Origin of the sequence: Streptomyces sp. NPDC056948 (genome assembly GCF_042674225.1) — a bacterium.
In the GTDB taxonomy this organism is placed as follows: Bacteria; Actinomycetota; Actinomycetes; order Streptomycetales; family Streptomycetaceae; genus Streptomyces; species Streptomyces purpurascens.
The window spans coordinates 1-14,031 of sequence record NZ_JBHUQX010000250.1 but is presented as its reverse complement, the minus strand read 5'-3'; the positions used below and the strand labels follow the sequence as shown (position 1 = coordinate 14,031).

At 68.0% G+C, this 14,031-nt stretch carries 10 protein-coding genes; 7 read left to right on the top strand and 3 right to left on the bottom strand.

The window, feature by feature from the left end; all coding sequences use genetic code 11:
- Positions 1–849, top strand: an 849-nt coding sequence (locus tag ACFTZL_RS28140) for a TIR domain-containing protein (protein WP_382588173.1), incomplete at its 5' end; no start/stop codon positions are given.
- 270 nt (positions 850–1,119) lie between these two features.
- Here ACFTZL_RS28140 and ACFTZL_RS28135 read toward each other — a convergent pair.
- Together ACFTZL_RS28135 and ACFTZL_RS28130 are read right to left on the bottom strand one after the other, a co-directional pair.
- The gene (locus tag ACFTZL_RS28135; RefSeq protein ID WP_382588171.1) at positions 1,120–1,611 is read right to left on the bottom strand and encodes a hypothetical protein; all 492 of its coding nucleotides are present in this window, start codon (positions 1,609–1,611) and stop codon (positions 1,120–1,122) included.
- A 92-nt stretch (positions 1,612–1,703) separates the two neighbouring features.
- Entirely contained in the window at positions 1,704–2,216 is a 513-nt protein-coding gene (locus tag ACFTZL_RS28130) for a hypothetical protein (protein ID WP_382588169.1), read from the bottom strand.
- Positions 2,217–2,835: 619 nt separating this feature from the next.
- Between ACFTZL_RS28130 and ACFTZL_RS28125 the strand changes: the two genes are divergently transcribed.
- The 4 genes from ACFTZL_RS28125 to ACFTZL_RS28110 all read left to right on the top strand — a co-directional run bounded on the left by ACFTZL_RS28125 (position 2,836) and on the right by ACFTZL_RS28110 (position 10,060).
- Positions 2,836–7,197 (top strand): tetratricopeptide repeat protein, encoded by a 4,362-nt coding sequence (locus tag ACFTZL_RS28125; protein ID WP_382588167.1) that lies wholly within the window; start codon positions 2,836–2,838, stop codon positions 7,195–7,197.
- A gap of 388 nt (positions 7,198–7,585) precedes the next feature.
- Positions 7,586–8,707 carry a M15 family metallopeptidase gene (locus ACFTZL_RS28120; RefSeq protein ID WP_382588165.1) on the top strand — a complete coding sequence of 374 codons (1,122 nt, stop codon included), beginning with the start codon at positions 7,586–7,588 and terminating at the stop codon, positions 8,705–8,707.
- Positions 8,691–9,314, top strand: coding sequence for a hypothetical protein (locus tag ACFTZL_RS28115; RefSeq protein WP_382588163.1), 624 nt, complete (start codon positions 8,691–8,693; stop codon positions 9,312–9,314). Before ACFTZL_RS28120 ends, ACFTZL_RS28115 begins: the two co-directional genes overlap by 17 nt.
- Positions 9,311–10,060, top strand: coding sequence for a hypothetical protein (locus ACFTZL_RS28110; RefSeq protein WP_382588161.1), 750 nt, complete (start codon positions 9,311–9,313; stop codon positions 10,058–10,060). Before ACFTZL_RS28115 ends, ACFTZL_RS28110 begins: the two co-directional genes overlap by 4 nt.
- A gap of 308 nt (positions 10,061–10,368) precedes the next feature.
- Here ACFTZL_RS28110 and ACFTZL_RS28105 read toward each other — a convergent pair whose 3' ends face one another.
- Positions 10,369–10,515: a hypothetical protein gene (locus ACFTZL_RS28105; protein ID WP_382588159.1), complete on the bottom strand. Its 147-nt coding sequence runs from the start codon at positions 10,513–10,515 to the stop codon at positions 10,369–10,371.
- A gap of 147 nt (positions 10,516–10,662) precedes the next feature.
- Here ACFTZL_RS28105 and ACFTZL_RS28100 point away from each other — a divergent pair, with 147 nt between their 5' ends.
- On the top strand, positions 10,663–12,423 hold the full coding sequence (locus ACFTZL_RS28100) for a S8 family serine peptidase (RefSeq protein WP_382588157.1): 1,761 nt from the start codon (positions 10,663–10,665) through the stop codon (positions 12,421–12,423).
- A 93-nt stretch (positions 12,424–12,516) separates the two neighbouring features.
- Entirely contained in the window at positions 12,517–13,791 is a 1,275-nt protein-coding gene (locus tag ACFTZL_RS28095; protein WP_382588155.1) for a hypothetical protein, read from the top strand.
- The last annotated feature ends 240 nt before the right edge of the window (positions 13,792–14,031 follow it).

Sequence of the window (14,031 nt, the reverse complement as noted above, 5' to 3'; positions counted from 1 at the left end):
GACTTTCTCCTGCTCAACCACCGGGAATTTCATGAACTCGGCCGCTGCACCGAGCAGGACACCGATGACGTCGTGGCCTCACGCCTGCTGGACCGGCTCGCCAACGACCGCGGTGTCGTCATCGTCAAGCGTCGCAGCGGCATCCACGCTTGGCGCCGGGAGCAGTCCAAGATCCTCGACGATTTCTACCCACAGGTGGTTCTCGCCGACGACGAGATCGAGGATGCCACCGGTGCCGGCGACGTCTTCGCCGCCGGTCTCCTTGCCGTGCTGACCGCTGACCGTCTGCAGATCGAACTTGGCTCCCTGCTCGGCATGACCCTGGCCAGGCACAAGCTCCGCTACGTCGGGAGCCACGGCCACGGCCAACTCGCAGGCATCGCACAGAACTTCATCCGCACACTGGACACCGCCCGCCGCACCGCGTCCCAGCCTGCGGGCGTCTTCGTTGCCCACGGCCGCAGCCCACAGTGGCTGGCGGTGAAAGCCTTCGTAGAACAACGCTTCGGAGTGCCGGTGTACTCCTTCGAGTCCCATTCGTGGGGCAGCCGCCCGGTCACCGAAGCGCTGACGGAGTACCTGCACAGGTGCAGCTTCGCGGTGTGTGTGCTGACCGCAGAGGACGTCACCGGAGACGGACACCTGGTAGCGCGCCAGAACGTCATCCACGAGATCGGCCTGTTCCAGGGGCATCGCGGTATGGATCGGGTGCTGGTGCTGGTGGAGGAAGGCTGCGACTCCGTGCCTGCCGCGGCCACGTACTCGGCCGTTTTCCCGCGCAACGCGATCCATCAGGCCTTCTGGCCACTGGACCGGGCGCTGCAAAGCCACGGTTTCGAGCACCTGTAGGAGCGGGCCCAGACATGCGACTCGACAGAGCGCAGGCTCAGCGGCTTCCGCAAGGCGATCAGGTACGGGCCGTCGAAGCCCTGGTGACAGCTCTCTATTCCTCGAGGAGTACGCATTTGCGCTCTCACCCGTGCAGGCCGCCTGGCGGGTTGCTGACTGCTGCCTCCGCGGTCCACTCGCACAGCACCCCTCGTCTTCGGCGAAGGATCATTACTGTGCACTCACGAAGGCGCGGAACACCGCGCTCGGGTCACGGAACCGAGCGCGGTGTCACGTGCCAGATCTGAACGCACCAGAAGGCCACACCACGTCGACGGCCAGCCCAGCCGCGCGGGCCGCAGCGACGGTGTCTGCCGTACCGCCGCCGCGCCCCGTCGGAGCGCTGCCGTCCCAGATGGCCATCAGACGGTCTGCGCCCTGGAGTAGTTCACGGTTGGCCGCTTCATAGGCGGCTCGCCCCGCGTGTTCGTACGGCATGACCACCACTTCGGCGGCGGCATCCCGCAGAAGGTCGAACCTTGCGAGGTCTGCGGGGCGGACCACCGTTTCCCGGTAGTCCAGAGACGGGATGATCGCCGAGATTCGGCCGCCGAGGGAAAGGACCTCCTCGGCGAAGAGGGTGTCGGCGCCGCGGGCCAGGCACGAGCGCCCCACGAGCAGGTCCAAAGGCAGGCCGGCCAGCACGTCACGAAGGGCTGCGCGCAAAGGACTGACTGCCTCGTCGGCCAGGTCCATGTGACCGGTGACGGCGATCGTGACCACGCCATTTCCCCTTTCCCGCCCCGGTGATGCGCCCGCCAGCCTATCCCGTGCAGGTGGCGTGTTGAGCGAGGGGTACGGAGCATCCGCGCACGTCATAGCGCGACAGTCGCGAATCCCAGTACATAGGCCACAGCGAACAGGAAGGGGATCCAGCGCTCAACACGGTTGAGTGGCAGATAGACACGCCAGTCCCGGCCCTCGCCGAGAGCGCGCCACTCGGCAACCACGAAAGTGCGGGCCGGTAAGCGTTCCTCGAGCGCTCCGATCACCTCGAACTTGCCCTTGTTTAACTGCTGGTAGGAACGAACAGTGAACCACCAGGTGGCGCACATGCCCAGCAAGACCAGGAGCGCGGCGAGGACCAGTACAACCGGAACCTTGCGGTGATTTTCCTGCGACAGCCACGCCCCTAGGAAGACGAGCAGACTGCTGTGAAGGGTCAGGAAGAAGGTGTTGGCGAGGTTACGCCGGGCACTGACTCGGTCGGCCATCTCCACGCAGAGTTTGTACTGTTCGAAGACTGCGGCGTGATAGGAGGCGGTCGAGTCGCGGTAGTCGTTAGCCCCAATGTCGTCGTTCCACAGCGAGTCACTGATTCCGGCCATTGCGGTGTCCCCCTAGTCGTCCCGCTCGTAGCCCTTCCAGCAAGATACGTGCGGTGAGGTCGAGGCGCGGCATAAATGCGCTCTCGGGGAAGGTGAGTTGGTGGCCGGGGGAGGGGGAGGCCTCCGGTGTGACACCTCCGGCGAGGGACGCCTCGTAGCAGCCCCAACGGTCAACTCGGCACTTGGTGGGCGTTCACCTTCGACGTCCGGATGATCACTTAGCAGGTGACAGACGCCCCCTGGGCCCAGGCGCATGCGTGAGACAGGATCAGCTCAGCTGGCAGAGGCTCCCGCTCGACGTCAGACCGGCTGGTACGGCGCCAGACCGTTCGAGCACGGCATCCCACACCTCGGGAACTGGCGGGCACCGGCCTGCCGCGAGCACATGAGCGACACCGCCCAGCCATTGTCGGCCTGCTGACCCCGAGCGCCGCGGAGCCCTCGGCGTCTCAGTGTTAACTCATTGCGAGCTCGTAGGGAGTGCATTCGGTCAAACTGCTGACAAATGCTCCATCGCTCTCGAAACTGAACGCGTGGCATCTCCGAGAAGGATGATTCCAACTAAGTCTACCTTCTGCATCGAATGGGTGGGCGAATTCAGTCAGGGGGACGGTGCGGAATGAGTAACCAGGTACGGGTGTTCCTTTCCTCCACGTTCACCGATCTCGCCCGGGAACGTTCACTGATCCACCATGAGGTCGCACCACGCTTGGAGGAGATGTCCAGGCACTACGGGCTGGACTTCCAGTTCTCTGACCTGCGGTGGGGCGTAACCCCCAAGGATGTCGTCGAGGACCGGACCGCCCTGATCTGCCTGGAAGAAGTGACCCGCTGCCGTCTCACCTCACCAGAACTCAACTTTCTGGTCATTCTCGGGGACCGCGCGGGAACCAGGTTTTTTCCCCGATGGCTCCCGTCAAGCGCCGTCGGCGACTTGCGCAGGCGACTGCGATCCTCCTGGGCCGCACCCTTGGTGGAACTGCTCGATGTTGTGTACCCCGGGGCCGCCGTCGAGAGCTGCATGATTCCCCGCAATGATCGCCCGGACGGCCAGAGGGCGGCCGACGCCTTGATGCGCCAGGCGGAGCGGCTGACTGCGGTCACCTACGACGGTCCCGCCGAAGAGATCCGCCGTGCCCTTGTCTACAGCCTCACCCACCGGGAGATTCTCAGCTCGGGCGCCCTAGCCGACAATCCGGGCGCGGTTGCATTGTTGCGGCGGCCAGAGGCCCTGGAGCAGGCACAGCGCGAGATGCGAACGGCGGTCAGTGCGGCCCTGGGGCGGCGAGCTGCGGCCTACGACGAACCGGGCGCGGAGTTCGTGCAGCGGTGCACCGAGCTGCTCGCCGCGAATGTGTACGAGGCCCGGGAAAGAGGCACTCGCAGGCACTATTTCCAGAGTTTCCAGGTCGCCACTGCGTCCTTGGCGCAAGGCGCCGAGGACCGCACCGCGCTGGACGCGGTCGTGCCGGTGAGCAGTTCACCTCGGCCGCGGGTCACCGTGGTCGTGGCCGAGAGCGGCCGGGGTCGGCGGATGCTGATCAAGCAAGCCAGAGAGCGAATCGAGGGTTTGGCTCCGGGAACAGCCGTCGTCCATCTGGACGTGACCGCAACGCCGGAACTGCGTGAGCTGCATACGTTCGCAGCAGCGCTCGCCTGCTTGACAGGTGCAGACCTCAGCGACGACGAGGTCGAGGCGCTGCCGAACCTCCACACCAACGCCCTGCTCGGTTTGGCCGTCCGGCGGCTGACCGAGGCCGCCGAGCACGATCCGGTGCTTGTCGTGGTGGACGGACTGGACCTGGTCCGTGACGGCGACGGTGACGCGGCCGTCGAGTGGCTGTGGAACAGGCCGGCAGGCTTTGAGGTACTGCTCGGCTGCGAAACGCGGTTCGCGGACGGGCTCACTGGAGTCCAAGTAGTGCAGGTAGATCTCGGCAACGGCTCCCCTACGGTCGATGTCCCGGAGCTGGTACGGAAGGCGCCCTTCTCGGCTCGGATCTGCATGGTGTTCCTCGGGCTGTGCGCGCTGAGTCAGTTCGGCTGCACCGAGCGGGAGTTCCTGGGAGTGTGCGGCAGCGACGAGGAGTTGCGGGCGGAGCTCGTGGATCACTTCCCCATCGACCCCTTCCAGGGGGAGGTTCCGCCACTCATCTGGCACCGGCTTCGCGACCACTTCGAATCGCTCATGGACGAGGTCGGCGCGGCCTCGGTGCCCGCCGTCCGGCCGCGCGAGCAGCAAGCCGCGGCAGTCGAGGCGATCCTGGACGGTCCCCTCCGCGCTCATTGCCGGAAGGCGCTGATGGACCATCTGACGGTTCGGGCGGCACACGCCGATGGTCGTGTGGCCCTCCTTCTCGCCGACCTGGCCAGCAGCAACGGCGGCGCCGGGGCACTCACCACGCTGGTACGCACGCCCGGTTTCCTCAAGGCCTGCATCGCGGCCGACCAGGGTGACTCTCTTGCCAGGGCGATCGTCACGGCTGAGGCCGTCGACAGCGTCGTCACAGCGATCGAGACGGAGATCGAAGCGGCCTCTTACCCAGGGACGCCACAGGATCTCAGTCACGGTCTGCTCGATCTGTCGGTGCTGACCAGACGGCTGGGTCTGCCGAAGCTCTCCGCTGACCTCTCGCTGCGGGCCGTGGACATCAGAAGGGACACACTCGGCGCCGGCCACGAGCTCACTGTCGCGGCTGTGGTGGAAGCCTCCGACGCCTGCATGGAAAGCGGCGACCCGGCGTCTGCGGAAGAGCTGTGCCGCAGCACGCTGAAGGCCGTACGGGGCGACCGGTCGCTGCTACTCCGGGACAACCTGGCCTCCGCGCTGGCCTACCGAGGCAAGTACGCCGAAGCGGAAGAGATGCTGCGCGAGCTCGCAGCTCGCTATGTCGGCGATGCCGGTAGGTTGCCGGAGCTTGCCTCGGTGTATCACAGCCTCTCCGCCTGCCTGGCAGCGCAGGGGGTCATGGAGTCTGCGCGCCACTACGGGGAGCAGGGAATCGAACTGACCCGCCAATTCTACGGCGCGCGCAGCTCGAGGCTGGGTACGTCCCTTGTGAACCACGGGTGGGCACTCCACGAGTCGGGCCTGGCAACGGAGGCCACGGCCTACTTTGGCCAGGCGTTCGCTCTGCAGACGAGTCTCAAAGCCCCTGGCCATCCCCATCGCACCGATGCCGAGATGGCGTACTTCGCCGGCCTCGTCGACAGCGACCGACTCGACGAGGCCGCCCGCCTCCTGGCCGAATGCCTGAACCGAACCCGCCCGGACGAAGCTGCGCTCTGGGCGCAGATGTGCACCAGGCAGCTGCTCAAGATTGCGGAAGCTGGAGATCCGAAGCGTCTGGTGGCGGTCCTCGACGCCGCCGAACGTGCCGTCCCCAGGGGCGCCGTACCGCTGGCGCCCGTCGTGCGCCGGTATGCCCAACTGGTGGGTTTCGAGGGCCTCTCGGAAGTGAGCGGGTTCCTGAACAGCGGGCTGGCGCTGTGGATTTTGACTGTACTGGCGGCCGGGGTGCACGGGCGGCTCCCTCGGCATGACTGCGCGGACCGTATCCGGCCGTTCGAGGAGGGCATTCACGCTGTGCTCGGCTGGTCCGAGCCGGTGCAGTCCCTCTGGTCGCGTATCGGCGTGGCGTGGCAGCACTTCCGCCCTGACTACCCCTACCGTGACGCCTGCCTGCGCCTTGCGGCCGAGATCCATCCCGAACTGCGGCCCCTGTTGTCTGACACACTCGGCGAGGACGTGGTGCGCAGGGCCGTGGACGCGCGCGCGGAGGGCCGCTTCACGGAGGCAGCCGAGGCCCAGGCAGAGGCAGTGGAAATCGCCGCTCGCCTGTTCGGCACAGAGTCAAAGGAATATGCGACCGCTCTCATCAACCTAGGCTCGCTCCAGTTCAGCGACGGCCGACTCGCCGAGGCGTTCCACAACTATCGCGCCGGTCTTCTTCTTGTCCTCGACGGCACCGCTGCCGAGCTGGATCGGTTGGGCGGCAGCGTCCAAAACCTCATGTCCGCGGGCTGGCAGGCGAACCTGCGCGCACAGACGGCGCAGACGCTTGCCACGCTGGCGGAACGGGCCGGGCCATCCGAGCACGCGATCAACCTCTGGATCTTCTCCGTTCTTTCGTATGCCGGGGCGGGCCAGCGTTCGCACGCACTGGGCGGTATCGAGCGCATCGTGGGGATCTACACCGCGCTCAACCTCACCGACCGCCGCCGCTGGCATGCGCCTGTACGTGACTTTTTCACGGAGCTCGGCGCACGCCTGTCCGGAACTGACGAGCGCTTCGACGCGCTTCGCACCGATTTCCTTCAAGCCTGTCCCACGGAATCCGACGTCACCGCAGTTTCCCCGACCGCAACCGATCCGGGCGCCGCAGCCCACGCGCGGGACCCCGAGCGGAACGCCCTGTCGGTCTTCGCCGCCGCCACGGCACTGGCCGAAGAGATCAGCGCGGACATCAAGGAAGCCATCGTTGCCGGCACATCACACATCCCCGACTTTCAGGAACGGCGGGAGGAACTGCTAAGCATCGACGCCCGCTACCTCCTGCTGTACTCGGCTGGCCTGTCGCTCATCGCCGCGACGGACCAGAGCGGATGGGCCGACGAGGAGGCGGACGCAGTGCGAGAGCGGATGGCGGGACTGGCAGCTCAGACACTCCGGTATACGGCAGGGCCGGCTGAGGAAGGCTTCCAGGACATGTTGGCCGAAACAATGAGGCAGGTCCACGACGCGCTCGCTCAGAACCTTGAGCGGCTGCGATCACTGCCGGATGCGGACGCGCAGCAGGCAACGTTCACCTTCTTCTTGATGCACCTACGACAGATACACCCATCGTCGGTGACGCTCCTTGGCGGCTCGGGTACCACCGTACTCACACGGCTCCTCATGGGACTTGCCCACACCTCCCTCTCGGCATCCCGACACCTCCGCCCGACAGATGCGGAGGGCACCGCTCCCCCTTCTTCTTGAACAGTTCGGCATCGATGTCAAACAGCGATCCGGCTCCCCACCTCGGCGGGGCGCAGACATCCGTCTAGCCGCCCCGAGCCAACTCATACGCTGACCCGGGCGAGCCGATGCCCGGCACACACCTCCGCCCGCTGCGCTGGAGACCGTCGGCAGACGTCCACCCGGAAAGACGCGGCCCTGTCCGTGGACATCGATGTCGCCTTGGCGCACGATCTGACCCGGATGTTGATCAGCATCGAAACTCTGGCACAAGGAGGCGCCGACGGCGCCTGGACGGGAAGGCGGCGCCGTGAACGGTGCGGCATCGGCCTGGAGCAGTGGTACCGCGGCCGAGTGGCTGAGGGGTCCGGGATGGCAGACGGGCCACCCTGGCGTCGGGACCGACGCAGTGGCCGCGTGGCTGACCGAGACGCATATGCCGAGGCCGTACAACCCGGGCGTCGACGAGGCCGAGTTCCTGCCCGCACTCGCCGCGATCCTCCCAGCCGTCCTCAGTGCCGCACCGGCCATCATCAACGCGGTCCACCAACTTACGAGCAAGTCGCCGATGCCAACCCCGTTGCCCGCCCCAGCGTCCTCCCGCCCGGCACCGGCACCGCCGCCCGCCACCGCCCCCGTACGCTCGCAGGCGACATCGCCCCCACTACCGCCCGCGCCATCCACTCTAGTACCGCCCTCCGCCTCGCCGACGGCACTACGGCCCGCGCCACCGCCTGCGCCTGCGCCGACCAGCGCGGCCGACATCCTGCGGCAGCTCGCCGCCCTCCTCCCACGGCTGGCGGACCTCGTCGCGCGGCCCGAAGGCCGTGAATCGCTCACGAATTCCGAACAGGGCCCCTCCTGGCCGCCCGAGTCCGATGGCCACTCGGCCGAAGACGACCCCGCCCGACACAGCCCTCCCAAACCAGGTGCCGCTGGCACCGAGGACGCCCGGGTCGCCGCACCGCGGCGCCCGGGCGCGTACCTGGTGTCGCTGCCGGACCGTACCGCGCTCAACGCCGGTGTCAGTGCTTGCCCAACGAGCCTGCTCATCGCCCGGTACGGGCAACCGCGTGACCTGGTGACGCACGAGTGCCAGGCGCTCACCTCGCCCTTCTGGGAGGGACGGATGGTGACGGATCAGGTCGGTACGTTCCGGGTGCGCGGCCACCGGCAGGCGGTCGCCCTCTTCCAGGACGCGTTCGCCGCGCTGGAGCAGGCCGCCCCGGAGCTGTACGCCCGGACGGGCACGAGCGGAATGCTCTGTGTCCGTCATGTACGGGGCCGACCGGAGGTCTTGAGCAACCACGCGCTGGGTCTCGCGCTCGACGTGACGCTCGACAACCGCGTCGCCATCAGCGACGACGGCCAGGTGGAACAAGGCCTGCTCACCCTGCACGAGGTGTTCAACCCGTTCGGCATCTTCTGGGGTGCCGGGCTTCGACCCGAGGACGCCGTCCACTTCGAGGTCGGTGCGGAGGTCGTTCACCGCTGGATCGACGAAGGGGTCTTTGATGGCTATCGACCGTGAACTCGTTTTGCAGTTGGCAGCCCAGCGCGCAGGGTTCAACGGGAACCAGCTCGACGCGCTGCGCCGGGGAGACTACGCGGCGCTCCTGGCCGAACAGATCGCTGCGGCCCCCGAATCTGCCCTCACCCCCGACCCGTCGAACAGCCTCGCGGCAGACTTCGTACCGGACTACCCGCCGGACTCCGGGCCGGGGTACGCGTCTGGCCACGGGGCGGACGACATGCCGGTGGCCGGGTCCGACATGCGGTCCGCCGCGGACCTCCAGGCGCGGCTCGCGAGAGTCTCGCGGCGCCTCGTCGCGGTCCGGCAACAGCGAAACGCGGCCCTCCATGTGCTCCGTCAGCTCGCCGCCAAGCTCGGCTGCTGCGCCCGCTGCTGGGGCACCGATGCTGCCTGCGCGACCTGCGCCGGACACGGCTCACCCGGGCACTTCCCGCCCGACCCGCAGCTGCGCGAGTGGCTCGCGCCTGCGCTCGTACCCGGTTCCGACGCCGAGCCGTACGAGGCCGGCCCCGGTCTCTTCCCTGGCAAAGCCCGCGACCCCTTGCCCGCCCGGGCGGCCATGAGCGCGCCCGTCACCAGCACTGTGAACCGAGGAGAGCGATGACCGCATTCGACGACCTCTTGGACGAGCCGGAGATGTTGGCCGAGTCCGAGAACCTGCCCGACTGGGACGAGGAGGCCGAGTTCCTCCCCGGCCTCGGCACCGCCATCCCGCAGCTCGGGTTCCTCGACCCCATCGGGGCCGGGATCCGAGCCGTGGGCAACGCCCTCAAACCACCGCCGCGGCCAGTCGCACCGAGCGTCTCCGTCGCACCGGCACAGGGCGTCACCAGTGCCACCGTGCAGACGCCACGTGGGCCGGCCCAGGTGCAGCTCCAGACCCCCGTGGTGCACCGAGACGAGTTCAACTCCGCCGTCGCGCGCCTCCAGACGGCGCTCAACGCGGACTCGGCCCGCATCAACACGCTGCAGAAGGACCTGACGACCCTGGGCACCCGCGTCGGCACCGTCGTGGGCGAGACCCAGGCGGCGATCGCCAAGCAGCAGGTCGCGGTACGCAAACTACGGCTCGATACCCAGGCGGCACTGCGGAAAGTCCGGGCGGATCAGCAACAGCAGCAGACGACGAACATGATGATGAGTCTGATGATGCAGCAGCAGCTGAGCGGCAGGTTCGACGACCACAGCCACGCCGTGGGCAGCACGACCACAGACAAGCCGTCGGATGCGGACGGTGAGGACAACAGCTTGTTGCCGCTGATGTTCATGATGATGCCGCAGTCGGACGGCGGCGGCGACAACACGATGTCCATGATGATGATGGCCATGGCCATGTCTGGAGGATTCTAAGGTGAGCAACCTCCTGCCGTTCGTCGCGCTGATGTCTCTTCCGAAGAACCGGCGTCGTCAGCTCATGCCGCTGGCCATGTCCGCAGCCGCCGGTATGCCGGTCGCGCAGTCGGGCGCTCTCGCGGTCCTCTCGGCCGACGGCGCCGCCCGCCGCGAGGGAAAAGCCGCAGCCGAGGCCGCCACCGCCGAGGCGATTTCCGCGCTGACCGAGGTGATCACCACCGTGGTCGCCAAGGGAGTAGCACTCAGATCCGACGAGTTCAGGAATCCGCTGGTCCGAAAAGTCCTTGCGGCACACCCCGACATCCTCACCATCCCAGCCCCGGCACCCGCAGCAGCACCCGCACTCGGAGCCGGAGCCGCAGTCGGAGTCGCACCAGCACCAGGAGCTGCACCCGCACCCGCGCCCCCACCCGGAGCCGCACCAGCAGCCGGAGCCGCGCTCGGAGTCGCACTAGCACGCAAGGCTGCAACTGCAAGCAAAGCAACGTCCAAGCGCACTAGCCGCCCCAAGAAGTCCACCTAACCCCCAAGCGATAAGGGTGCCTGGACCTTTCGGAGAGCGCCGCGCGAGGGTGAGCAGAGCACAACGAGGACCGCAAATGGCCGTCGACTTCGACCCGCACCTGCGGCAGCTGCTGCTGAAGGCCTCGGAGCGGCAGCCGCTCGCGGCGCATCGGCAATGCGTGGGTGTCATCGCACGCCTCCGCACGCCCGAGGCCGAGATTCCCGGACTCCAGGTGGTGGTGCGCGCCGGCCCGGTCGTGACCGGACGCGTGTACGTTGACGCCGTCACGGAGGTACGGCAACACCCCGACGTGCTGAGTCTCAAGCGCACGCACCACTACCTGCCGCACGACGTGCTCGTCCACGGCGTACCTGCGTCCGTGCACGGCCTATCCGGCGGTGTTGCGGCCCAGGACACCGAGTCCGCTGCCGCTCCGCCGTGGCCATGGACAGGACGCGGCGTCGTCGTCGGGATGCTGGACTGGGGCTTCGACGTGGCGCACGCCGACTTCGTCCGACCCAGCGGCGGCACGCGGTTTCTCGCACTGTGGGACCAGCGCGGCGGCCGGACACCGCTGAGCCCGCCGGCTTACGGGTACGGCCGCGTATTCGATGCCCGCGCCGTGGACCACGCGCTCACACAACCGGATCCGTACGCGGCCCTCGGCTACGATCCGGCCGAGATCGACCCATACGGCCAGGGCACGCACGGCACACACACACTGGGCATCGCGTGCGGCAACGGCCGGTCGGGGGCGCCGAGAAGCATGGCACCGGACTCCTCGGTCCTCGCCGTCCACCTCCGCGCCGACGACACGTCGCCGCACGACACCCTCGCCGACTCCGTCCGGTTCCTCGAAGGGGTCGACTGGATCTTCCGGGCTGCCGGTGACCAGCCCGTCGTGCTCAGCATGAGCCTCGGCAGGGGCGGCGGACCACATGACAGCACGCCGCTCGTGGTCCAGGCCCTCGACGCCCTGCTCGAGGTGCCCGGCCGCCAGATCGTGTGCTCGGCGGGCAACTACTTTGGTACAGCCCAACATTGCAGTGCCCAGCTGACCGAAGGCACCGCAGTCGAGTGGGGCTGGAGCGTCGAGCCGCCGGTGGCCGGCGACGCCGAGATGGAGATCTGGTACCCGGCGGCGGACGACCTGACGGTCGAACTGCTGGCGCCTGACGGCACCGTCGTGGCCCGCCTCCCTCCCGGTGCGGAGCGGATCGTGCAGGACGGGGACCGGATCGTCTTCTCGGGCTTCCACCGGCGTACGGATCCGGGCAGCGGGGACCACGTCGTGGACCTGTTCCTGTGGCCGGGCGCCCCGCAAGGAGTGTGGCGGGTGCGGCTGCTGCCGGGGCGCATCGAGCGAGGTGAGGTACACGGCTGGATCGAGCGCGTACACCGCGGCCGCCAGAGCCGCTTCACGGCGCCCGACCAGCTCTTCACGACCAACACCCTCTGCAATGGCAGGCGCACCCTCGCCGTCGCGGCCTACGACCACCGCGCGCCCAACGAGCCACCGGGCGCGTTCAGCAGCGCAGGCCCCGCCAGGGACCTGCGCCTCAAGCCCGACCTCGCCGCGCCCGGGGTCGCGATCACCGCTGCCCGTTCCTCGGTACTCGTCAACGGGCGGCGCGAGCGTGACGGCGTCACCACCATGACCGGAACGAGCATGGCGGCGCCGCACGTCGCTTCGGCGGTCGCGGTTCTGTTTGAGGCAGCGGGGCGGCTGCTGCACTCGGACGAGGTCACCCACCTGTTGCGCAGCACGGCACGGCCTTCCCTCGCCGGACGCGAGCGCGTGGGACACGGACGGCTCGACATCAGCGCCGCCTTGGCGCGGCTCGCAGAGCTCTGACGAACACACCAGCCGGAGCCCCGACGACGCACGGCCCCTCCCACAGCGCCAAACCGAACCACGCACACTGAACACCGGACGAGGTGACCGACCATGGATGACGACCTTCTGACCGATGACACGCACTACGGCGAGGACGACGCCATCGCCTGGCTGACCGAGGCAGAGGCCGCTCCCGCTTCCCCCTTTCCCGCGCCGACCGCAGCCACCCTGGCGGCTCTGCAGGTGGTGCCGTCGCTGCTGGAGACGATCCCCGCACTGCTCGACGTACTGACGCGCACGGCGGCACCGCACGCCCTCGCCTCCCCGTACTCCGGCCCCGGCGCGGCTGAGATCTGGACGGAGCCCGGTCCCGCACACGGGCGGGAGCCGGCCGTGCCCCGGCAGGTCTGGGAGTACGTCGAACCCGGTTGGGACGGTGGCGCCTCGCCCGAGGTGGGTTTCATCGCCCTCGCGGGGCTTCTCATCCCCGCCGCCGAGCTGGGGCTCGCTGGCTTCGAGACCCTGCAGCAGCACGTGTTCAACGGGGACTTCTCGGTCTCCTCGACGCCGGCGTACTACATCCACAACCCAAGTCCGGTCGGCCTGACGGTCCAGAGCAAGTCCTTCCGCTTCCCCATCACCGCGCACCACCCGCGCCCCCTCACCGGGACCCAGACCTTTTGGTTCGACGTCGCACTCGAATACGACGGCTTCAACGTGCGGCGGGTATCGGTCACGGAGGACAGTGGCCGCTCCAGCTCGCTCTACGCCTCGACGTTCTCGATCGTCTTCTCTCCGTCCCCTTCCACGGCGGCGAACGAACCGGTGTCGGGGGTTACGTACTCGATCACTGGGCGATGGAATCCGGTGGGCGACGACCAAGAGAGCTTCAGTGGCCGCTTCGCTGTTGACGCGGCCGGAAACCTGACCGGGCTTCAGGTCTCCTCGTCCCGGCAGTGGGTGCGCCACGGCGCGCTCACTCAGTCGGGCGGTGGGCCGGTCCCCCGGCCGACCACCTCGACGCACGTCACCACCGTCCACTTCGACCCCTCGGGGAGCTCCACGCTGCCTCAGGACAAGATCCGGCACATCTATTCCTGGTACACGGGGCTGCCGGAGGTCGTGCAGACGGAGATCCGCAAGGGCACCCAGCCGATCCGCCTCTTCGGACGGGCGTCGACCACCGGAACTGTCCAGCAGAACCAGGCCCTCGCACGCAAGCGCGCCGAAGCCGTGGCAAAAATCCTCCGAGATCTGGCGGGAGGCGGCGCGCGGATCGATGTCGAGGTGTACGGCGAGCTCGGCGCGGGGACCCCCGACGGCCATGAGGACCCCGCCGAGCGGCGCGTCGACCTGGAATGCCGGTTCGAGATCTACCAGATGTGAGGCGTAGGGCTTCTCGTAGTGGGTGGCGATGCCGCGGCGCCGCTGCAGGCGGTTGATGCGCCGCTCGAGGGTGCTGCCGCTTCGCAGGTGCACTGGCAAACAGTGTGTGAGTCTCCGCGGGCTCATTCTCGTGTCTCACCCAAGGCTGCTACCACCCTGCTACCATGCTGGTGTGACCTCCATCAAGAAGCAGACGCAGGTCCGGCTGGAAGAGGACGTGCTTGCCGCCGGCAAGGCCGC